Raw genomic sequence first — 20,960 nt, forward strand, 5'->3', positions numbered from 1 at the left:
CCAATTTTTATAATGAGTCAGAAATTGAATGGTGAAAGGTCGCTCGCTAGACACACATAGTCATCACTATATCGGGTCGCGACGGCATTGCCCTGGCGTCATTCCAAATCTTTTTTTAAAAATCTTGCACAAATAACTGATATCCTTGACACCAACTTCATCTGCGAGTTGCGCAAGGTCATGGCCAGAATGTGTCAATCGCCAGTAGACATGTTGTAAACGTAACTCTTGCCAATAATGACGAGCGGAAACACCGAGCTTTTGCTGAAATAAGCGGTCCAATTGTCGTCGACTAATGCCGATGAGCGCAGCAACCTGTTCTACGGTTATTGTCTGTTCTAAGTTTTCTTGCATCAAAGAAACCGCTCTATCCATATGACGATTCCTGTATAGCCCTTGCTCTGACGATTTCAGGCGGTGTTGCATACTGCGATTTTCATCAATCAGCATATCCGCTAAGCCTTTTTCTGCTCTTGTCTGACCAACATGGTTTTGCAAAATCGCCACTGCAAGATCGATAGCTGCGCTTCCACCAGTACAACTGATCAGCTTGCGATCAAAATGATAAAGCTGTTCATCTCTTACGACTACTTTTGGGTAAGTCGCTTTGAATTCACTATGATGTCGCCAATGAACCACGACTTGATGACGGTTCAGTAGCCCCAACTCTGCAAGGGTAAAGCAAGCGTTATCGATGCTTACTATTGGTATGCTATTTGCGGCAACGGTTCGAATAAAAGAGCGGTAATAAGCTGCCTGTTGCTGTGATTCAATCGCAGTGCGACTACCAAAGAATACCACATAGTCAAAATTCGCAAGCTGCACTTCACTAGGTTCGAGAGCAACATTTATTGGGATCCCACTACTAGAAACAACTAATCCCCTGGTGTGAGATAAAATTTTCCATGAACAATACCGCTGTTGACTGTTATCGGCTTCATCTGCTGAAAAACGGAGTTTATCCAAGAAGCCACCAAACGGAAGCATGTTAAAATTATTTAGAGGTATCAATAAAAAGCGGACACCATTTTCATCATTCATTTGTCGCACACCTTTTGTCTAAATGGTCGCATTTTGCGTCCAGATAATACCATAGATAATGTTAAAGCTGAGAGATACTAAAGCCAATTAAGTTTCTCAATTATTTGGTGAGTTATGACGTTTGAAATTTGGTGCGTCTTTGCTTTATCTGCTCTGGGGCTTGCTTGTGTACCAGGCCCTAACTCACTATTGGCACTAAGCCATGGTGCTCGATATGGTTATAAAAAAACAATTTGGACGATATGCGGAGGTATTAGTGGTTTCTTCATATTGATCACGATAGCAATGCTCGGATTAGGCACGCTATTAGAAACCAATCCTGAGTTAATGATTGGTCTTCAATGGCTGGGCGCATTATACCTCGCATGGTTAGGTTTCAATTTGTTTTTCGCGTCTGCAAGTAGCATAGAGCAAACAACAGTGGTTTCTATTTTGCCTAAAGAGCTATTTAAGCAAGGTTATTTGGCAGCATTGTCTAACCCGAAAGTCTTGCTATTTTTTACTGCATTTTTAGCTCAGTTTATAAACCCAGACGAGGCATTTATTCCGCAGTTTCTGGTGATAACAGTGAGCTTTCTTTGCATCGAATTCGCCGTAGAGTTTAGCGTGGCGAGGTTAGCTTATAGGGTTAAAACGCTACTTTTGGCCAATGGGCGAATTTTCAATCAGTGTTGTGGTGCGCTATTCTTGCTATTAGCAGTAATGGCAATTGTGAATGGCAAAGCTGCTCTTTGGGGGAATTAGCTTTGTCTATTGGTGTCAATGTCCGCTTTACGTACTTTTGAGTCCTAAAGAGAAGATATCCTGGATTATAATGCTATTTCATTCAGTTTTAAGAAGCGCCAGCTATTATCTGCTCCCTCAACTATATAACTGTAGTGATTATTGCCATTTTTAGTTTTAGTTCTTATTGAAACTTCGCCCTCAAAGTTTCTTTTAATACTGATTATTTCATGGTCACTCAAATCAAAAATTGCCATCAAGTAGTTTAATATTGCCCTTTCTTCAAGCTCTGTAATAAGTGGTTGCCCATAAGCTCCATAATTAATCTGGGGGTTTAATTCAGCGGGAGAGTGCCATTTAATACCATAATTACCTTTCAGAATTTTTTTCTTTTGACCCCAAAAAGCATGAACAAAATCAATATTTCGGGGTACGTTTCCGACTTTTCTCTCAGCGAGCCTATCAGCCTCAGCAAAAATGGAAGCTAAATTAGGATCCTGCTCTTGGGCGTCGAATACTTCTCCATCAACCATAGGCCTAGAGTTTCTAATTTTTGTTTCTTGGTAGATAGGGTCAGGTTGGATTGCTTGTTCAGCCAATAATGAACTGGAAAAAATCATGCAGAAAAGTGCTACTAGGTATGTGTTACCTATCTTAATTAAGGACATATCAAAGCTACTATGGTGTTTATAATTTTCCAAACAATAACGATATCACGTCATCAACGAGATGAAAATTTCAGTGTCCGGAAGCAGCGCCTTTCAAGATACTAAATCTTTCAAAATACGACCGGCCGCAACACGTTCCTCCTTAAATAAGGATAGCGTTGCATTCACCAATTGAACTCAAGGTACAGAGCAGCCCTACAGCGTGACTTCACGGGCATTAATAGACAAGGAACGGTCGTTAGGATTGTGAAATCAAACCTCTACTATCAGCGAATAACGCAGATTACCTAAGTTTTAGGAGTGGTATAACTGGCTCTTAAAGCTGTTTACAAATATAACGTTCAGCAACTACATCAAAGATGCATGGCATCGTTTTTATGCCTTCTTTTGGTTGAGAAGGGGGGCGTGCTTCACGCGATGAGGTTAATTCCAGCAGGAACAGAGCCATAGATGACGCAGAGTGTTTCACGAATATCAAATCTGAATTATCAAAGTCGAGAAGCAAAGAGCCTAAGGGCCCGTCAGTTTTAGAGTTTAATAACAATCTTCGAAATTTATGTTTGTTATTATCTGTAGTGTTAGTAATCACAACCGGGAACCGGACTTCGCTTAAAACAGTCTGACCATCATACTGGTAACCAAAATGCTTTGTAATAAGCTTGAGGAGGTTATTAGTCGGAGGTCCAATACTTTTTATGAGAATACTTTTTGAGTCCCTGATATTTTCTCCGTTAGCGGACAAAGGCTTTTCAAACTCAACTTGCAAACCCACCTTAAGAGATTCTATCTCTGTCTTTGCGATGATAGCGTTATCTTCCACTGTGAATGGCAAAGTGAATGAGTCTTGAACCAGCCTCGACGGGTGTTCTCCTGAATGAACAGTGTGTGCCTGTGCCCAGGAAGTCAAAGAAACGTACATCACAAACCAAAAAATCAACGCATTCAAATTTTCAGCCAAATCAATCCCATACTACATATATTAACCACCAGAATGATTCTACTAAAACTCAAGACGTAATCAATCGGGAGAAGGTGAGCGATTTGCAGTCGTTGGTTTGTAAAGTTATATCAACTGCGCTAGACAGGGAGCGTTCATTAGAAATATAAAAGATTAAGCGCTATCGACTATTCATATTCCTCGAACAAAACTCTTGCAAATAATAGATTGAATTTTAATCAAACATAAGACAAGCTGCACTCAATAAAAAACTAGCATCATGAGCTAAAAGGATTTTACTAATGAAGTTTTTTTTCAAGTATTTTTGTATCGTTATAATAATCCTCATATCGACTGGTCTTGTTTATCAAACAAGCTCTCAATATATCGATAATAGCGCCTTTATCAAAACCGGGAAGATGATTGAGGTTGGTGGTTACAGCCTTTATACAGAAGAGAGTGGCACGGGACGTGTAAATGTAATATTTGATTCTGGTATGGGCGATGATTTGTCTGTTTGGAAAAAGGTATCAGATGAAGTCTCGAAATTTGCCAGAGTAATAACTTACGACAGAGCAGGACTTGGCTGGAGCGACGAAAGCCCGAAAGAGAGGACCAGTGAAGAAATTGTCCACGAGCTTCACTCAATGCTGGATAAAAAGAAATTTACAGGGCCGATCATTCTTGTTGGGCATTCCTTTGGTGGCGTCAACATGCAGCAATACGCGCTAAAGTATCCCGATGACATAGCCGGTTTAGTATTAATTGACTCTGCTCATGAAAGCCAAATAGATGAAATGCCTGAGCCTAGTTTTATACAAAAGTACCTTTTTAAATTTGGTATGTGGGCTGCGCCAGTTGGGTTGCCAAGATTATATCTTTCCAATTCTAACCCTGAAGAAAAGGCCAAGAAAAGTACAACTAAGCATCAATATACTAGTCTGGATGAAGCGCAATCATTCCATCAAAGCCTTAATCAGCTACAAGCATTGAAACCTAATTTTGGAAATCTACCGCTGGTAGTGATTGCGCGGAATAAGCCATCCTCTGAACAACCTGCTTCAGATACACGAAATTATGTGTGGGCTGAGCTGCAAGAAAACATCGCAACTCGTTCGTCCAACAGCACAATTATCTTCACTCGTGAGCGACAACACTCTATTCACAAATCACAACCTGACATTGTGGTTACTGCGATTCGCAGCCTAGTTGACAACCTTTATTGAACGAAGCTGGAATAGTCGCAGATTTTGTTATTACTTGAATTTTTTATGGCCACAGTCCGCTCATAACAGCTACGAAAGTTGGATTCAGCCATCGGCCGTTTTTCGAACGGTGCAGCCTGTCAGGTCTGAAAAGGCTCTATCTTTAAAAGTCTCCAATTAAGTTGAAACTATCCCCTTAATTAGCTTTTGAAATGAGACTTCCGTTAATTAAAAATTATTCTCGCCAGTTATCCCATGGGGCAACTGGCGTTACAGCATCGAACAAAAAGGTCATAAAAGCACTGACCTTTTGCACGCCCAGACTTCGCTGAGGTGTGAGTACGTAAAGATCGCGATGTCCGTCAACCACTTCTGCTCGCCATTTTTCAAGCAAAGGAACAAGGGTTCCCTGGGCAAGCTCTGCGGCTATCAGCCAGGTCGGAAATAACACAATGCCCTGACCCAGCAACGCTGCCCTGACCAGACTTTCCGGATCGTTGCTGTAAAGGTTACCGGTAACGTCATAAGGTGTGGGTGTTGTCTCATCCGGACTTTGAAAGTACCAGCGCTGACGTCCCAGTTCGCCCTGATACAACAAGCAATTGTGAGATATAAGATCTTCGGGCTTTTCAGGCCGGGAGTGGTTGTTCAGGTAACCAGGTGAAGCAGCCACTATATAATTCATCGGTGCCAGGCGGCGACCTATAAGCGAAGAGTCAGCAAGATCACCTACCCGAAAAGTAACATCATGTCCTCCACGCATAGGATCTATTATCTGGTCGCTCAGTAACAGCTCAGCGTTGATAGCAGGGTAACGGTTCTGAAATGCATGCAGCAGCGGCACAATCTGTCGCTGGCCAAACGCAGTAGGGGCGTTGATCCTCAACAGACCACTAGGCTCAGGACTCGGGTGTGCCAGTGCCTCGGTCGCAAGGTCCAGCCGTTCAAGAATATCGCGCACCTCCTGATAGTACCGCATCCCCGCTTCAGTCAGCGCAACGGCGCGTGTGTGCCGGTACAGAAGCGGTTGCCCAACGGATTCCTCCAGGCTGCCAATTTGGCGAGAAACAGATGAAACCGCGCGATGAAAATGGCGCGCAGCAGCAGTAAAGCTGCCGGTAGCGGCAACTCGCTCAAACACGCGTAGTGCATTTAAATCCAACGTATTAATATTCATAGAGTTGCGCCTAGTGCAATAGACATTTGCAATAATTACGATTGTAGCAACTTATCATGGTCACTACGCTTTATGTATCTTCAGTTCTCAATACAAAAGGAGAAAGGCTGTGCAAAAAGGTACTGCACTTGTTGTTGGCGCGACGGGCTTAACAGGGGGAAACCTTGCGTCCTATCTGGTAACAAAAGGCTGGACGGTCTATGGCCTGTCACGAAGTGGCTCAGCTCAAGCAGGGATTATTCCTGTAAATGCTGATTTGCTGGATAGTGAGGCAACGCAAAAAGCGCTGGCAGGTTTATCTGTATCGCATGTGTTCTACTGCACCTGGGTTCGTCGTGATACAGAAAAAGAGAATGTATCGGCGAACAGTACGATGATGCGAAACCTGTTTAATGCGCTCGATAGCGATAACATCAAACATGCCTCACTGGTAACAGGCACCAAGCAGTATCTCGGGTCGTTTGAGACCTACGGTAGTGGAAGGATTGAAACACCATTTCGTGAATCTGAACCGCGGGTACCAGGCGACAACTTTTACTATGCGCTGGAAGATGTACTTTTTGAAGCAGCCAGGCAGCACAACTTTACCTGGAATGTTCATCGGCCTCACACGGTGATTGGCTACGCCAGGGGCAATTTGATGAACATGGGTACCACAATTGCGGTTTATGCATCTATTTGTAAAGCGACAGGGCGGGCGTTCACCTTCCCGGGCTCTAAAACGCAATGGAACGCACTTACCGATATGACTGACGCCGGACTACTGGCCCGCCAGATAGAATGGGCTGCTACGATGCCAGGTGCTGCAAATCAGGCATTTAATACGGTAAACGGAGATGTTTTCCGCTGGCGTCGCATGTGGCAGGAGATTGGTGAATATTTCGGCCTGGACGTAGCCCCGTGCCCTGAAACACCCGAGCCGCTTGAGAGCCAAATGGCTGATATCGATTCGACGTGGCGTGATATTGCTCAAAAGCATGATCTTGTTGAGCCAGATGTGACCCGGTTGGCATCCTGGTGGCACACGGATGCTGATTTAGGACGGGAACAAGAGTGTGTCAACGATACCACCAAATCCCGCGACTTTGGCTTTGATGGATTTCGTGAAACACGTGGTGCTTTTTTTAATCTTTTTGAACGGTTGCGGGCAGAGAAAATTATTCCCTGATATGAGGGGAGTTAATTAAATGGTCTGACGTTGCTCACAAAGTAGCAAACATATTCAGTGCATAAGCACTGGGAAAATACAGCTGTATGATTAAAAGCAGCCCCGCATTTGCGGGGCTTTTTTGTTCGATTCGGTTTACATGAATACGTATGCAATATGTTTATAAAATGATTCTCAAATGTAAACATTATGTTTCATTTAATAATGAGGTCATACATGCACAAGTCATCTACCCAACGTTTTCTTCGAAAAACGCTAACCGGCCTGGCAGTATCAGGCGCTATGCTCTCATCAGCAGCGCAGGCTGATGTCATTCTTCACGCTTTCAACTGGCAGTATGATGAAGTGGCTGCCAAAGCGCAGGAAATAGCTGATTTAGGCTATAAAAAAGTGTTGGTATCGCCAGCGTATAAGTCCACCGGCAGTGCATGGTGGGCGCGCTATCAGCCGCAGGATTATCGGGTAATAGATAATCCTCTGGGTGATACTGACGACTTCAAAGCAATGGTTCAGGCGCTAAAAGCGCAGGGTGTAGAAACTTACGCTGACATCGTTTTTAATCATATGGCTAACGAGTCGGCCCAGCGCAGTGATTTAAACTATCCGGGGACAGCAGTACTTAATGAATATGCTGCCAGCGATGCGTATTACGACAGCATCACGATATTCGGTGATGTCAGTAACGGTCTGTTTTCAGGGAATGACTTTCACGGCACCTACGACCCCGACGGGCCGCAATGTATCAGTAACTATAATGATGTCGGTGATGTGCAGTACAACCGATTGTGTGGCGCGCCGCCGGACACAGGTCTGCCAGATTTAGACCCGAATAACTGGGTTGTAGAAAAGCAGCAACAGTATTTGCAGGCGCTTAAATCTTTCGGTGTCACTGGATTTCGGGTTGATGCCGCAAAACACATGACTAACTATCACATCAATCAGGTCTTCACAGACAACATCAAGCAGGGCACTCACGTCTTTGGTGAAATAATCACTACCGGCGGGGCTGGCAGTGGCGACTATGATAACTTCCTGGCACCGTATATCAGCCAGACCGGGCACGATGCCTATGACTTTCCGCTCTTTGCGCAAATCCGTAGTGCATTTAGCTACGGTGGTTCGATGAACGCGCTGGTCGACCCGGGCGCTTATGGTCAGGCGTTACCAGGCGATCAGGCCATCACGTTTAGTGTGACACACGATATCCCGCTAAATGACGGGTTTCGCTATCAGTTGCTGGATCCTGCTGATGAAAAGCTGGCTAATGCCTATGTTCTGGGGCGTGATGGTGGCGTACCTCTGATGTATTCAGATCATAACGAAAGCGGGGATGGGCGCTGGGATGGGCTCTATAACCGTACTGATATAGAAAATATGATTACCTTCCATAACCAGACGCAAGGCCGCAGTATGGAAGTGATCAACTACAGCGATTGCTTTTTACTGTTCAAGCGGGAGCATGTAGGCGTAGTTGGTATCAACAAATGTGATGCCGGTCAGGATATTTGGGTGGATACCAACGCAGAAGGCCTGTGGTGGTATCGTAATTACCGCGACACACTGTCTTCAGATGTACAGTACATTTCCAGCCAGTGGCACAACTTCTATGTGCCGGGCCGTTCAGCCAGAATGTGGCTGATGGAATAGCTGTATGACGACCGCTGCAACTGTTTTACAGTGCAGCGGTTTATTTCATCCGACGTGTCTGGCAGAAATTAAAACTCTGCTTTGGTACGCTTGATAAATTTTTGCCAGGTTTCATTAGGCTGCCAGGTCTTTTCCAGTGCAGCTCTGGCCTGGGCTTCAGGAACATCTAACTGCGTAACCTGGTATAAATAGGTAAAAACGGCGCCGCGCCAGTTCTTTCTGCAATGGGTGAGCACTTTGCCCTTATCTGCTTGCGGAGCGGAATCCATAACATCCACGTAATCCGCAAAATTTTGAACTGTGGGGTTTTCCCAGTCCACAGGAATATTGTGATAGGTCATTCCCAGTTCGGTAACAATACCTTTTTCTTTGCTTCTGTCACCGGGAATCAAATCGATTACGGTGTGCACGCCCTCATCCTGTAGTAACTCGAACTGCTTTTCAGACGGCAACCCTGAGCTCATCATTGTCGGGCCATCGGTACGAAGATTTTCGAGGGTTTCAAGTGTCTGACCTTCAGGCATTTCGTGCTCATGTGCACCGCCATGTGCAAATACAACCGAGCTGACAGACAGAGATGCCAGCATGAGTAAATAAACCATTTTTTTCATGAGTGGGGTTCGCAGAGAAGTTTGATTTTTATACTAACCGGTAAGCATCTTAAGTGCGAAATAAAAATGTATCCGGATGTGTATCAGGCAGTTATCACCTTTTTATATAGCGATAGCCCGTGATCATTGCCTGAATAAGATTACGCCGTCCTACGATGCTCGTAATTATTACCGCGGCAATATGAATGCAGGCCAGTACAAAAAGGGTATCCGCAGTGACTGAGTGAATAAATTCAAGCTCGCTGCTACCAAAGAAGTAATCCGTTTCCTCAAGCAAAAATCCTGTTGTAGCTAAAACTGCGAAGGCACAAAATACCGCATAGACCATCATCCAGCCAAACGGGTTATGGCCGGTGCGTGCGGGTATGTTGCGCTGTTTCAGATGGGAAAAGTGCGAATGAAACGACGCTTTGCTGAACGCCCTTCGAGAGAACCGGGCAAAGCCACGGCTTTTAAAACCATACCAGCACCGGACAAGCACACTGAAGATGGCTGCATAGCCGACCCACTCGTGTATATCGCCGCCCGGTGAAAGTATGAAGTAATTAAAAGCAAAGAGTAAGACCAGCGCCCAGTGTACAACACGAACTAACAGGCTCCAGACATAAACTCTTTGCTCAGGCACTAGTCATTTTCCTCTTTGACTACCTCACCATTTACCGGGTTGAAGTAGATTTCTACATTCTTACCATTGGCATCTTTGCCATAGATTTCGTAACACTGACCGTCAGTCACTTCGAACTTATCAATGGTATAACCTTCGTCTTTCAACTGGTTCTGGAATTCATTCTCATCCATCCAGGTGTCTTTAGCCTGCGTCGTACACTGCGGATCGGAACTCACTCCACAACCGCCTAAAGTAATAGCTGCGCCGACAAGCGCCAGTGAACATAACTTTTTCATTGTATCATCCTTATAAGGTTTCTAGGGTATTGACGTAAAGCCTATGCTCCCGTCATAAGTACAAAAGCGATGAATCTACTGCGCATGACTTTTCACACGCTACCTGATGGAGTGCAAAAAGTGCATATGCTTTTGATAGTGTTCCACGATGTCATGGATCACTGCTTCTTTGGGCCAGCCCATAATATCGTAATCCTGACCCCCTTCTTTGAGGTGCACCTCGGCCCGGTAGTAAACGTCTTCAGCCTCGTCGTCATCATCATCCTGACCATAAGCTGGCCTGTCGTAAGAATACCGGCGAACCTCATAGTGAAAATCATAGGCTTCTTCCAGCGGGACAGATAAAATAAAACGCCCCGACTTCACCTCTTCTACACCGGCCTCAACATCATGCTTAGCCAGTTGCTTTTTAACCTGCTCCATGGCTTCTTTAACAACCGTGTTGATATAGTCGTTAACATTCTTCTTATCCGGGTGGTCCAGAATACTGGCAAGACGTTTTTCCCATGAAGACTCATCCGGGTTGCCAACAGTCGAAGGGCGCATGTTCATCTGTAAGCTTTCCCGTTTAACAACATCGACCCGTAACGCTTTAATCAGGCCGTACGTTGCAACCAGTAGCACTACCGCAAAGGGCAGCGCGCTGGCGATGGTCATGGTCTGCAGTGCGCCCAGCCCGCCAGCTAACAGAAGTACCGCTGCAACAACACCTTCAGCGCTCGCCCAGAAGATACGTTGCCATAACGGCGTATTGTCACTGCCGTTAGAACAAAGCATATCGACGACCATCGATCCGGAATCTGATGAGGTTACAAAGAATACGATGACCATACACGTACCGATGAATGACAATACGCTGGAAAAGGGAAAGTTTTCCAGAAACGCAAACAGGGATATAGCCTCGTCCTGGGCGACAGCGTCTGCCAGGCTCGCCACCCCCTGGTTCATGATCAAATCGATAGCAGAGTTACCGAATACCGTCATCCATAACAATGTAAAGCCGCTGGGAATAAACAGCACACCCATGGCAAATTCGCGAATTGTACGGCCTCTTGAAACACGCGCGATAAACAAGCCTACAAACGGTGCCCATGACATCCACCAACCCCAGTACAGAATGGTCCAGCCACCCAGCCAGTCTGTTTTTTCATAGGCAAACAGGTTGAATGTATTTCTGACTAAATCTGCGGCATATCCACCGGTGTTCTGCACAAAGGTTTGTAACAGGTATACGGTCGGGCCAAGAATCAGAATAACCAGAAGCAAAATGACCGCAAGGCCCATGTTGAGCTCGGACAGCCTTCGGATGCCTTTATCAAGACCAGTAGTGACCGAGATAATAGCCAGTAACGTGACGCCAATAATAAGAACTATCTGAGTGATGGTTACCACAGGCACGTCAAATAAATAATTAAGCCCGGAGTTAACCTGCAGCACACCATAGCCCAAAGACGTAGCAACACCGAAAACGGTACCGATAACCGCGAAAATATCGACAGCATGACCGATAGGGCCATAAATTTTATCGCCGATGAGAGGGTATAATGCAGAACGCAGGGTGAGCGGCAGGCCGTGTCGATAACTGAAAAACGCAAGAATCAGCGCCACGACCGCATAAATTGCCCATGCATGCAGACCCCAGTGGAAGAAGGTCAGTTTCATAGCCTGGCGTGCAGCCTCAACGTTTTCACCGTCACCCACGGGCGGGCTCATAAAGTGCATCACTGGTTCGGCGACACCAAAGAACATGAGGCCTATCCCCATACCCGCTGAAAACAGCATAGCAAACCAGGTAATATAGCCGTAATCCGGGGTGGAATGATCAGGCCCCAGCTTGATATCGCCAAACCGGGATAGCCCAAGATACACAACGGCGATCAAAATCAGCGCAACAGTAAGTACATAGAACCAGCTGGCATTCTGTACAATCCCTGATTGTAAGCTATTGAACCAGTTTTCTGCCTGATTCGGCATCAGACTGGTCAGAAGGACCAACACGCCAATCAGTGAGATGGCGGTGTAAAATACGGGTGGATTGAGTTTTCCCTGCGGTTTGCTATTTTGCATAAAAGCCCCGAAATTAAGCGTGAATTATTATTTTCTGGTCGCAACGGCTTATTAGCGACACTTATTTTTCGTCAAAGACGCTTAGTATAAGATAAGGTCAATATGACTATTCACAGCTTCTTACGCAACGAAACGAGAAACAGCGCTATTTGTTTTTATTGCAATTAATTTTGAAAATACGGACGCGGAGGGACGTCACCCCGGGTCACGCGTGTGCCCGGGTAGTTCCTCTGACGATGAGGTCGGGGGAGAGGATATGGGTCAGTGACTGGCGGGCATCGCCATAAGCCTGATTTAGGATCCAGCGCGCTGCCATTTCACCAATTTCTCTTACCGGATAATCGATAGTCGTTAATTTGGGAGTCAGGTAACTGGCATAATCGATGTTATCAAACCCAATGACAGAAACATCTTCGGGAACATTTTTACCCAGATTTCTCAGCGCGTTGATGGCACCGGTTGCCATTTCGTCGTTACCGCATGCGATGGCCGTGTAGTGGGCGTTTCGTCGCTGTAATTCATTTACACAGGCTTCACCGGAGTGCGCCTGGAAATTACCTTCCACAATAAGCGAATCGTCTACCGGCAAACCGGCCTCTTCAAGAGCACGCTTATGCCCGTTCAGACGATTAATTCCATCCGCCTTGAACAACGCGCCGGCTGCATACGCAATCTCTGTATGCCCCTGATCAATCAGGTGCCTAGTTGCCAAATAACCGCCCGTCTCATTATCCAGACTGATGCACTGTTCGCCTATTTCCTCAATGTAGCGGTTTACAATAATCATAGGCACTTTTTGTTTTGCCAGCTGAATCAGGTAATCATCACTAACCGCCTCAACATGAAGAATCAGCGCATCACAGCGACGGCTTAACAGAGCATCGATTTCGTTTTGTTCCAGCTTATCGTCACTGTGCCCGGCCACCACAAACATATGCTTGTTTGCTTTGCGTAATATGTGCTCTGAGCCAGCTACCATTGCCCCAAAGAAAGAACCATGCAGTTCAGGCACCACATAGCCGATGGTATTGGTTTTATTTGATGCCAGAGAGGCGGCGATAACATTGTGGCGGTAGCCAAGTTCTTCCATGGCATTAAGTACCAACTGACGCGTCTTTTCCTTAACGGTGTCAGTGTTGTTAATCACCCTGGATACAGTTGCAGACGATACACCTGCTTTTTCACTTACCTGTTTTATTGTAACCATATTGTCCTGTCCAGCGAATTAGTCATGGCTGTGGGAAACCGGGCGTTCAGGGTAGGGGGACTGCGCCCCGGATGCCAGTTTCTGCTGAATTTCATCCAGTCTGTTGTTGTTCAGTGCATATCCGCGCATCAGATAAGCCACTGCTAAAGAAGCCAGCGCAGGACCAAGGCAAAATGACATAATAATTCCCTGCGCTACCTGAGTATTGGAGATTCCTGGCTGATAATTATATAGCGCCAGCAACCAGCCTGCGAGCGCCCCGCCTGTAGCCAGGCCTACTTTAATAAAAAAGACGACGGTTGAATAGGTAACACCGGTCATTCGCACGCCGGTTTTAAACTCTCCATAATCAACCACATCCGCAATTTTTGCCCACAACAACGGGGTAGACATCTGAAAGACCAGGCCCCAGATAAACTGCAAGGTAATGGCGGCGTTCGGGGCATCCAGCGGTATAAAAAAATTTGAAAGACAAATCAGCGCACTGGCAACCTGCAGCCAGATATACAGTCTCACCTTGCCTATTTTCTGGCTACACTTGATTGCCAGCGCACAGCCGACAATGCTTCCCAGCATGCCTGCCGTGATAAATGGGGTAACCAGCTCAGGCAATCCTAGGGCATACTTCACATAGTAAATAGCCATGGTATTGCGCAGCGCTACGCCTGTAAGTACTAACATGGCTACGGCACACAAAATCCGGCACTGATCATTTCGCCATAAAAGTCTGATTTGCTTAGTCAGAGAGGGCATATTCGGTTCTGCCGGTTTAACCCGCTCGCGGGTGCCGGCAAAACATAACAGAAACAGCACCATGCCGACGGTGCCCATCAGTAACATGGTTAACTGATAGCCGCGTGCGGTGTCTCCCTGACCGAGCAAGTCAACCAGAGGCAACATAAACGCGGTAACAATGAGCCCGCCGACCATCGCAAAAACAAAACGGTAAGCCTGAATGGAAACACGCTCGCTGGCCTGGGCGCTCATGACGCCGCCCAGTGCGGAATAAGGTATGTTGATGGCAGTATAGGTCAGCATCAAAAATGCGTAGGTCGCGTATGCGTAGACAAGCTTGCCGCTGTCGTTAAGGCCCTCCGGGGAGGTGAAAGCCAGAACACTGGCCAGTGCGAATGGCAGTGCCAGCCACATCAAATAGGGGCGGTAAGCGCCCCAGCGGGTTCGGGTAGCATCGGCCAGCGACCCCATTAGTGGGTCAGTGATAGCATCCATGACACGGATAACCAGAAACATCGTGCCTACAGCAGCGGCGGGAATGCCGACAACATCGGTATAGTAGAACGTTAAAAACAGCATGACCGACTGAAAAATAAAGTTGCTGGCAGTGTCTCCCAGTCCGTATGCGATTTTTTCGCGAGCACTTACCATTAATGTCATACCGCCGTTATTAATCCTGCAGCTCTGCCTGAGCACTTCGTGTTGCGAGCATCGATCTGAGGGCTTTAGCGCTTTGTTTTAACGTGCGCTGCTGGGTGGGGTAATCAACATATACAATGCCAAACCGCTTAGTATAACCAAGTGCCCACTCAAAATTATCCAGCAGGCTCCACACAAAATAGCCGGTAATATGCACCCCTTCGCGGGCCGCTTGATCCACTGCGCCCATATGGCTCTGTAAATATTCGATGCGCTTTACATCTTCTACTTTGCCATCAATCAGGGTGTCATCACAAGCCATTCCGTTCTCAGTAATTAATACCGGAGGCAGGGTAAAATCGCGATGAAGCTGCAACAGCAAATCTGTCAGGCCTTGTGGGTAGACCTCCCAGCCCATAGCCGTGGTCTGCACTTCCGACGCGGGCTCAAGTATTTCAAAACCTCTGTCATCACCATGGCGGACCTTTGCGCGGGTATAGTAGTTCACGCCAAGATAGTCGTTTTCAGCACTGATAATTTGCATATCGCCCGATACGATTTCCGGTTTTTCTTCTTCGGGTAAGTCGTCTAGTAAGGCAGGATATTCACCGGTAAGCAGAGGCCGCACATACCAGTCATTGTGATGGGCATGGGCCAGTTTAACGGCGGTCTTATCCGACGGGCTTTCTGAGGCCGGATAGTAAGGTGTAAAATTCAGAACGATACCTGATTCTGCGTCCGGTGCGCACTTTCGCAGTATGGGCATTGCCAGACCATGGGCGAGCAACAAATGATGAACGGCTTTCTTCGAATAAGCCCGGCTTGCTTTACCCGGTGCATGGACGCCCGTTTCGTAGCCGAGATAGGCGCTGCAAAAAGGTTCGTTCAGGGTTGCATATGAATAAACTCTGTTGCCAAACGCCTTTGCAACCACTTCAGCATAGCGGGCAAATTCACGGGCGGTATCCCGGTTCAGCCAGCCTCCGCGATCTTCCAGGTATTGAGGCAAATCCCAGTGGTACAGCGTTACATAGGCTTTAATATTGTGGGCGTTCAGAAAGTCCAGCAGTTGCGTGTAAAACGCCAGCCCATCCTGATTAACGCTGCCATCATTGCGCATAATTCGTGGCCACGATACTGAGAACCGATAAGCATCCACGTTCAGTGAGGCAACCAGCGCCATATCTTCCTGCCAGCGATTTACATGATCGCATGCCACCAAACCATTACTGTTATCAGCAATGGCACCGGGCTGGCGACAAAAAGTATCCCAGATGGAGGCCTCCCGCGCGTCTGCCGCGCCTTCAATCTGGAAGGAAGAAGTAGCTACTCCGATAGTAAAATCGGGGGATGCGAAGATAGAGCCCGCAGGCACAGATAATTTCATGTTGCTCTCTGACAATACATTCTGCGTGCTGCTATTGGCAGAAACGCTTGAGATATTCCTCGTGAGGGGGGAGTTTTTCTACCGTCCGGCGGATTTGCGATGTAATTTGCGTCAATAGCGCCTCAAGTTCATCGCGACTCATTGTATCGACTATCGGATGGTAACTTTGCGGCATCAGACCCTGACCAATCATCACCTGCTGCCAGGAGTCATCAAACAATTCGCTGCCTTCTCTGAATATCCGGCCGGTTTTTACGAACAGGTCGATTCTGTGGCGTAACGAAGCCGGCACATCCATCTGTCGGCAATGGCGCCAGAACGGGGTATCGGTTCGATTGGTCACATGATAATGCAAGATGATGAAATCGCGAATATGTTCAATATCAAAATCAGCCTGTTGATTAAACTCATTGATATCTTCCTGCACCACGCCGGCTTCCGGGAACATCCGAAGAAAACGTACAATTCCTTGCTGAATCAGGTGAATACTGGTGGACTCAAGGGGCTCAAGAAAGCCACTGGCAAGGCCCAGCGCCAGACAGTTGCGGTTCCACTGTTTGCGTCGCCGCCCGGTTCTAAAATGTATAACACGCGGGTCGTTAAGCGGTTTTCCATCAATGTTGCTCAGCAGCTTATCAATGGTCTCATCATCAGATTGATACTGACTGCAATAAACCATACCGTTACCCACACGATGTTGCAGTGGAATACGCCACTGCCAGCCAGCTTCATGGGCTATGCAGCGGGTGTAAGGTAAAGGCTCACTGGTCGACTCGGTTTGCACAGCAACAGCGCTATCGCAGGGCAACCAGTGCGACCAGTCTTCATATCCGGTGTGCATGGCTTTTTCGATAAGCAGCCCCTTGAACCCGGTGCAATCAATGAAAAAGTCGCCCTCTATGCGCTGTCCGTTGTCTAAATCCAGGCTTTCAATAAAGCCGTCCTGCTGGCGCAGATTAACATTATTAATCTTCGCATCGATGCGGGTCAGGCCCTCTCTTTCAGATAGCTTGCGCAAAAATTTTGCATAGCTGGTGGCATCAATGTGGTAAGCGTAGTTCAAACCGTTATTCGGTAAATGGGCAAATTTGTTAGCCTCGGCCGCCTGTCGCTCCAGGCAGTAATCGCCAAAGTCACCACTTAGGCCTTCCTGCAGACCGCGCAGCCAGAAATGCTGAAATCCCGCAGCCCAGCAATCTTTACCTGTCACGCCAAAAGCGTGCAAATAACTATGATTAAGATCTTTCCAGTTCTCAAAGTTAATGCCCAGCTTATAGGTAGCATTGGTCTCAGACATAAATTCCTGCTCACTGAGTTTGAGCAGCTTGTGGAAGAAAACCAGCGTAGGGATAGTTGCCTCACCTACGCCCACCGTTCCAATCTCTGAGCTTTCTACCAGGGTGACATCAACCTTGTTTTTCAGTACACGCGTCAGCGCTGCAGCTGCCATCCAGCCTGCAGTACCACCGCCGGCAATGACTACCCGGGTTTTTTTTGAGCCTGATTCATTTTATTCACCTTTTACTGCTTTAAGTGATTCGCCAGCCAGGCACGAAATTGCCTTTGGGTTTGCTCACTTTGCTCGCCCAACGGGCCTTTTAGCGCATCGGGAATATGGTCAAACCGGTTCTGATCCTGACCAAATACATAAAAATTAAACATAGATTGCCACGCCTGACGTTCCTTATCAGGCAGTGATTTTAAAGCTAACAGCGCATGATAAAGCGCGTTCTCACTTCTTCCCAGATGCGCCGGTGCGTCGCGCCACCAGAAGTTTACTAACATGTTCATACTTTGTTGCCCCTCTATGTGGTGCCACCACATAGAGGGTATGAAGAGGGCATCACCAGGAAGTAGCTCAACCGTCTGCGCGTGTTCCAGTGCCTGTGAAAAACGTGGAAACTTCTCGAAGTCCGGTTTATGGAAATCTACCAGACTGACCGCCTGACCGGCCGGTGTAATGTGCAGCGGACCAACATACAAATTCTCTACCTGTTCTGGCGGAAACAACGTAACTTTGCGTTTACCGGCCGTAACACAGATTAGGTTATCCGGCGCATCATAATGTGCGGCAATACGACTTTTATTGCCTATCCACAGCGTTGCCAGCGGCTCGGCGTCGTCCAGCGCGATGGGGTTTTCGGTCAAAAAGCCCGGCAGGCATTGTGCGACACTGGTAGAACCTACGTAGAGCGAATCCGCATCCGGTGAATGCTGACGCTCAAGCAATGTATGCAATGCCGTAATAAACGGCTGGCGCTTGCGCGAAAAATTAAAGCCGTCCATTTGTTCATTATAAAACATCCGGCCATCGTATCTGGCATCCAGGTGCAAGCTGTCAACCACCGTCCTGTTATCAAACCGGGCCAGATAATCAACGAGCGCTTCGTTGGACTGACCCGCGGCTTTTACCACCGGCCATTGTGCCACCAGGCCACGCATTACCTGCGGCGTTGACTGTTGACGCAAATGTGTCAGAAGTTCGCTTTCATCCGGACAGGGGGCGATGGCTACAGGTTGCATATCAAACGGCTTTTTTCTTACGAATAAGTGAAGACAACTGCGAGAGCGAAGCCAGCATCATGTAAACCGACTCAAGGCAGTCAGCATTGCGCAGGTCGACAATTTGATCGTTCGTCAGGTTGGCAAAAGTGTCTTCGTTGATAGTAAAAAAGCCAGCCAGGCGATGGGTGCCTGAGTCTTCCATATCGATATCAAGAACAAAAGGTTCGATAAGGGATAAGGACTCGCATTTTTCAATGAACGTCTGATGCGCCTGCTGGCCTTCGTGCAGCGCGCTTAAAACATTACTGATATTATCTGTATATTCAGTAGTGCCACCGTGCGGAAGGAATACCGACTCGCCATCTTGCTCATTGACTCTGTCATCGTCCATATCAATATGAATAGAAAGCTGGTCAGGCTGCTGATCGTTGCGGCCAATCAGAAACGGACCTTTCTCAATAACCAGCGGCTTGTAACTTGCCATCCACTCGTCACCGTTTAAAAACAAATTCTCGCCCTGCTCAAATCCCAGCAGCGCAACCATCTGATAATTTCCCTCTTTGTCTTTTGCAAACATCAGCGGATAATGTGCCTGCGCAAGTCTCATCTCGGCGGGAAATACAGGTACACACATTTGGTCTTCATTATATTTTTCGCCATGTACCTGACGGATTTTTAAGTTTTTATGCTCAACATTATTAAGCAGAACATGATTTGCCATGGTCACTCCTGTTTACCCGGCGCTTTTATGCCGGTACTGATTGAGGGCATTCAGATAATCACGGTTTGAGGGCAAACCCGCAAGTAATTGTTGCTTTCGTTTTTCGTTTTGCTGAATGAACCGGTTTGTGTCGTCATTGTTTCGGTGAGGGGCTGACTGAGCGAAGCCCATCCCGTTCAGAATATATAAATAACTGGCCTGAGGAAAAACCTCATCCTGATACAAAAAGTCATGCTGGTTTATTGGGCGCCTGTGCCATAGATGCAGCCAGTCTTGTAGCTGATCAGAGGCACTGTCCAAGCTGCCCATTGCCCGCCAGTATTCACTGTCGGTACGCGCACTTAATACATAATGCAGTTTCAAAAAGTCGATGATCCGCTGCCATTTAGTGGCAAAGCTGCGATTAAACTGGCGACTAACGGGGGCCATATCTTGTCTGCTTTGAGGCAACTGGCGTGCGATATGTAAAGCGGCTAACTCTGTCATCACCAGCGCCGATGCCTCTAATGGCTCGAAAAAGCCTGCCGATGTACCAACCGCAACGCAATTTTTAATCCACGGTGTTTCGCGGTAACCGGGCGTAAACGATATCTTTCTGATAGCATCAGCACTCACCGGTGAGGTGACTGTGTCGTTTTTAAGATATGACAGCAGAGTATCTTTTGCTTCATCGTCACTGCAGAAATCGCTGCTATACACACAACCCACCCCTTTGCGATGGGGCAGGGCGATATCCCAAATCCAACCATTGCGGTGCGCGGTAGATACAGTGGCAGAGGCGATGTCACAGCCAGCATCCGCATAGGGTGCCTGGACCGCCATTGCCGTGTCATTTTTCAGTACATGCGAGACGCTTTTAAAGGCGCTGCCATAGTGCTGGCCAATCAATCGTGCTGCAAAACCGCTGCAGTCGATAAACAGATCGCCATGGATTTCGCCCGCATCGGTGCGCAGCGCTGTGAGGTAGTTGTCTTTGTCGCGTTGGATATCCTGCACATGGGCGCTGATATGTTTAACACCTAAAATGTCAACACAGTGTTCACGTAACATGTCAGCGAATTTGCTGGCATCCAGGTGATAACCATAATTTGCTACCGCCGCGTAGGCGGGAGTTTGAGGTTGTTTGGGCGCTTTTGAAGCAGAGCATAAAGCGGGCTGCGCGCAAAGCATATCTGCAAAGGCAGTTTCAGGTTGCTCCGCCGCCCACCAGTGAGCCAAATCACATTCGAAAAAGCCCGTAGGTAAATCAAATGGATGGTAGTAGGTGTCATCACCGTTGGTGCCGGTCCACTGTTTAAAACAAGTGCCCTGTTTGAAGGATGCATCGCAGCGGACAAGAAATTCAGTTTCACTGATACCAACTCTGCGCAGGGTGTCGCGCATGGTCGGCCAGGTGCCTTCACCCACGCCTAATGTTTTTACCTGCGGCGATTCGACTACCGTAACAGTCAGGTCTTGTCGTTTGGCGATATCATGTTCAGCAGCAATAACGGCGGCCGTCAGCCAGCCCGCAGTACCACCGCCAAGCACAATGATGGAATTAACTGAGTCAGACTGATGCACGGTAAACTCCTGACATGATAACGAATCGCAATCGCCGGATTCATAAACAAAAATAA

Annotated in this window: 19 protein-coding genes; 4 read left to right on the plus strand and 15 right to left on the minus strand. The window is 47.2% G+C overall.

Annotated features, from left to right (window positions below; translation table 11 throughout):
• Positions 1-66 precede the first annotated feature (66 nt).
• Positions 67-1,041 carry a GlxA family transcriptional regulator gene (locus FBQ74_RS00990; RefSeq protein WP_139754898.1) on the minus strand — a complete coding sequence of 325 codons (975 nt, stop codon included), beginning with the start codon at positions 1,039-1,041 and terminating at the stop codon, positions 67-69.
• Between the two features lie 114 nt (positions 1,042-1,155).
• Here FBQ74_RS00990 and FBQ74_RS00995 point away from each other — a divergent pair, with 114 nt between their 5' ends.
• On the plus strand, positions 1,156-1,785 hold the full coding sequence (locus FBQ74_RS00995; protein ID WP_139754899.1) for a LysE family translocator: 630 nt from the start codon (positions 1,156-1,158) through the stop codon (positions 1,783-1,785).
• Positions 1,786-1,850: 65 nt separating this feature from the next.
• On the opposite strand, the gene FBQ74_RS01000 is transcribed toward FBQ74_RS00995, so the two are convergent.
• A complete protein-coding gene (locus FBQ74_RS01000; protein ID WP_139754900.1) occupies positions 1,851-2,432 on the minus strand; it encodes a hypothetical protein in 582 nt (193 codons plus the stop codon).
• A 316-nt stretch (positions 2,433-2,748) separates the two neighbouring features.
• Positions 2,749-3,390 (minus strand): hypothetical protein, encoded by a 642-nt coding sequence (locus tag FBQ74_RS01005; RefSeq protein ID WP_139754901.1) that lies wholly within the window; start codon positions 3,388-3,390, stop codon positions 2,749-2,751.
• Between the two features lie 281 nt (positions 3,391-3,671).
• Between FBQ74_RS01005 and FBQ74_RS01010 the strand changes: the two genes are divergently transcribed.
• Positions 3,672-4,595, plus strand: coding sequence for an alpha/beta hydrolase (locus FBQ74_RS01010; RefSeq protein ID WP_139754902.1), 924 nt, complete (start codon positions 3,672-3,674; stop codon positions 4,593-4,595).
• A 214-nt stretch (positions 4,596-4,809) separates the two neighbouring features.
• On the opposite strand, the gene FBQ74_RS01015 is transcribed toward FBQ74_RS01010, so the two are convergent.
• Entirely contained in the window at positions 4,810-5,751 is a 942-nt protein-coding gene (locus FBQ74_RS01015; RefSeq protein WP_139754903.1) for a LysR family transcriptional regulator, read from the minus strand.
• A gap of 109 nt (positions 5,752-5,860) precedes the next feature.
• Between FBQ74_RS01015 and FBQ74_RS01020 the strand changes: the two genes are divergently transcribed.
• Both FBQ74_RS01020 and FBQ74_RS01025 read left to right on the plus strand, forming a co-directional pair.
• Complete coding sequence (locus FBQ74_RS01020) at positions 5,861-6,919, plus strand: SDR family oxidoreductase (protein ID WP_139754904.1); 1,059 nt, start codon at positions 5,861-5,863, stop codon at positions 6,917-6,919.
• Positions 6,920-7,201: 282 nt separating this feature from the next.
• Positions 7,202-8,566: an alpha-amylase family protein gene (locus FBQ74_RS01025; protein ID WP_408641346.1), complete on the plus strand. Its 1,365-nt coding sequence runs from the start codon at positions 7,202-7,204 to the stop codon at positions 8,564-8,566.
• Positions 8,567-8,634: 68 nt separating this feature from the next.
• Here FBQ74_RS01025 and FBQ74_RS01030 read toward each other — a convergent pair whose 3' ends face one another.
• From FBQ74_RS01030 to FBQ74_RS01080, 11 genes are all read right to left on the minus strand, one after another.
• Positions 8,635-9,177 (minus strand): protein tyrosine phosphatase family protein, encoded by a 543-nt coding sequence (locus FBQ74_RS01030; protein WP_139754906.1) that lies wholly within the window; start codon positions 9,175-9,177, stop codon positions 8,635-8,637.
• Positions 9,178-9,271: 94 nt separating this feature from the next.
• Positions 9,272-9,802, minus strand: coding sequence for a cytochrome b/b6 domain-containing protein (locus tag FBQ74_RS01035; RefSeq protein ID WP_139754907.1), 531 nt, complete (start codon positions 9,800-9,802; stop codon positions 9,272-9,274).
• Positions 9,802-10,080 carry a PepSY domain-containing protein gene (locus FBQ74_RS01040; RefSeq protein ID WP_139754908.1) on the minus strand — a complete coding sequence of 93 codons (279 nt, stop codon included), beginning with the start codon at positions 10,078-10,080 and terminating at the stop codon, positions 9,802-9,804. Before FBQ74_RS01040 ends, FBQ74_RS01035 begins: the two co-directional genes overlap by 1 nt.
• A gap of 99 nt (positions 10,081-10,179) precedes the next feature.
• Complete coding sequence (locus FBQ74_RS01045; RefSeq protein ID WP_139754909.1) at positions 10,180-12,147, minus strand: BCCT family transporter; 1,968 nt, start codon at positions 12,145-12,147, stop codon at positions 10,180-10,182.
• Between the two features lie 205 nt (positions 12,148-12,352).
• Complete coding sequence (locus tag FBQ74_RS01050) at positions 12,353-13,354, minus strand: LacI family DNA-binding transcriptional regulator (RefSeq protein ID WP_139754910.1); 1,002 nt, start codon at positions 13,352-13,354, stop codon at positions 12,353-12,355.
• Between the two features lie 18 nt (positions 13,355-13,372).
• A complete protein-coding gene (locus FBQ74_RS01055) occupies positions 13,373-14,740 on the minus strand; it encodes a glycoside-pentoside-hexuronide (GPH):cation symporter (protein WP_139757843.1) in 1,368 nt (455 codons plus the stop codon).
• 19 nt (positions 14,741-14,759) lie between these two features.
• A complete protein-coding gene (locus tag FBQ74_RS01060) occupies positions 14,760-16,115 on the minus strand; it encodes a GH1 family beta-glucosidase (protein WP_139754911.1) in 1,356 nt (451 codons plus the stop codon).
• Positions 16,116-16,146: 31 nt separating this feature from the next.
• On the minus strand, positions 16,147-17,592 hold the full coding sequence (locus FBQ74_RS01065) for a tryptophan halogenase family protein (RefSeq protein ID WP_269750718.1): 1,446 nt from the start codon (positions 17,590-17,592) through the stop codon (positions 16,147-16,149).
• Between the two features lie 44 nt (positions 17,593-17,636).
• The gene (locus tag FBQ74_RS01070) at positions 17,637-18,638 is read right to left on the minus strand and encodes a cupin-like domain-containing protein (protein ID WP_139754913.1); all 1,002 of its coding nucleotides are present in this window, start codon (positions 18,636-18,638) and stop codon (positions 17,637-17,639) included.
• 1 nt (position 18,639) lies between these two features.
• Positions 18,640-19,341, minus strand: a complete 702-nt coding sequence (locus tag FBQ74_RS01075) for a SapC family protein (protein WP_139754914.1) — start codon at positions 19,339-19,341, stop codon at positions 18,640-18,642.
• Positions 19,342-19,353: 12 nt separating this feature from the next.
• Positions 19,354-20,904, minus strand: a complete 1,551-nt coding sequence (locus FBQ74_RS01080; RefSeq protein WP_139754915.1) for a tryptophan halogenase family protein — start codon at positions 20,902-20,904, stop codon at positions 19,354-19,356.
• Positions 20,905-20,960: the final 56 nt, after the last annotated feature.

Source organism: Salinimonas iocasae, from assembly GCF_006228385.1.
Classification (GTDB): Bacteria; Pseudomonadota; Gammaproteobacteria; order Enterobacterales; family Alteromonadaceae; genus Alteromonas; species Alteromonas iocasae.

Excerpts from the sequence above, each read along its gene's own strand:
- FBQ74_RS00990 (WP_139754898.1), bottom strand. The coding sequence starts at position 1,041 with ATGAATGATGAAAATGGTGTCCGCTTTTTATTGATACCTCTAAATAAT.
- FBQ74_RS00995 (WP_139754899.1), top strand. The coding sequence starts at position 1,156 with ATGACGTTTGAAATTTGGTGCGTCTTTGCTTTATCTGCTCTGGGGCTT.
- FBQ74_RS01000 (WP_139754900.1), bottom strand. The coding sequence starts at position 2,432 with ATGTCCTTAATTAAGATAGGTAACACATACCTAGTAGCACTTTTCTGC.
- FBQ74_RS01010 (WP_139754902.1), top strand. The coding sequence starts at position 3,672 with ATGAAGTTTTTTTTCAAGTATTTTTGTATCGTTATAATAATCCTCATA.
- FBQ74_RS01015 (WP_139754903.1), bottom strand. The coding sequence starts at position 5,751 with ATGAATATTAATACGTTGGATTTAAATGCACTACGCGTGTTTGAGCGA.
- FBQ74_RS01025 (WP_408641346.1), top strand. The coding sequence starts at position 7,202 with ATGCTCTCATCAGCAGCGCAGGCTGATGTCATTCTTCACGCTTTCAAC.
- FBQ74_RS01030 (WP_139754906.1), bottom strand. The coding sequence starts at position 9,177 with ATGAAAAAAATGGTTTATTTACTCATGCTGGCATCTCTGTCTGTCAGC.
- FBQ74_RS01040 (WP_139754908.1), bottom strand. The coding sequence starts at position 10,080 with ATGAAAAAGTTATGTTCACTGGCGCTTGTCGGCGCAGCTATTACTTTA.
- FBQ74_RS01045 (WP_139754909.1), bottom strand. The coding sequence starts at position 12,147 with ATGCAAAATAGCAAACCGCAGGGAAAACTCAATCCACCCGTATTTTAC.
- FBQ74_RS01050 (WP_139754910.1), bottom strand. The coding sequence starts at position 13,354 with ATGGTTACAATAAAACAGGTAAGTGAAAAAGCAGGTGTATCGTCTGCA.
- FBQ74_RS01055 (WP_139757843.1), bottom strand. The coding sequence starts at position 14,740 with ATGGTAAGTGCTCGCGAAAAAATCGCATACGGACTGGGAGACACTGCC.
- FBQ74_RS01060 (WP_139754911.1), bottom strand. The coding sequence starts at position 16,115 with ATGAAATTATCTGTGCCTGCGGGCTCTATCTTCGCATCCCCCGATTTT.
- FBQ74_RS01070 (WP_139754913.1), bottom strand. The coding sequence starts at position 18,638 with ATGCAACCTGTAGCCATCGCCCCCTGTCCGGATGAAAGCGAACTTCTG.
- FBQ74_RS01075 (WP_139754914.1), bottom strand. The coding sequence starts at position 19,341 with ATGGCAAATCATGTTCTGCTTAATAATGTTGAGCATAAAAACTTAAAA.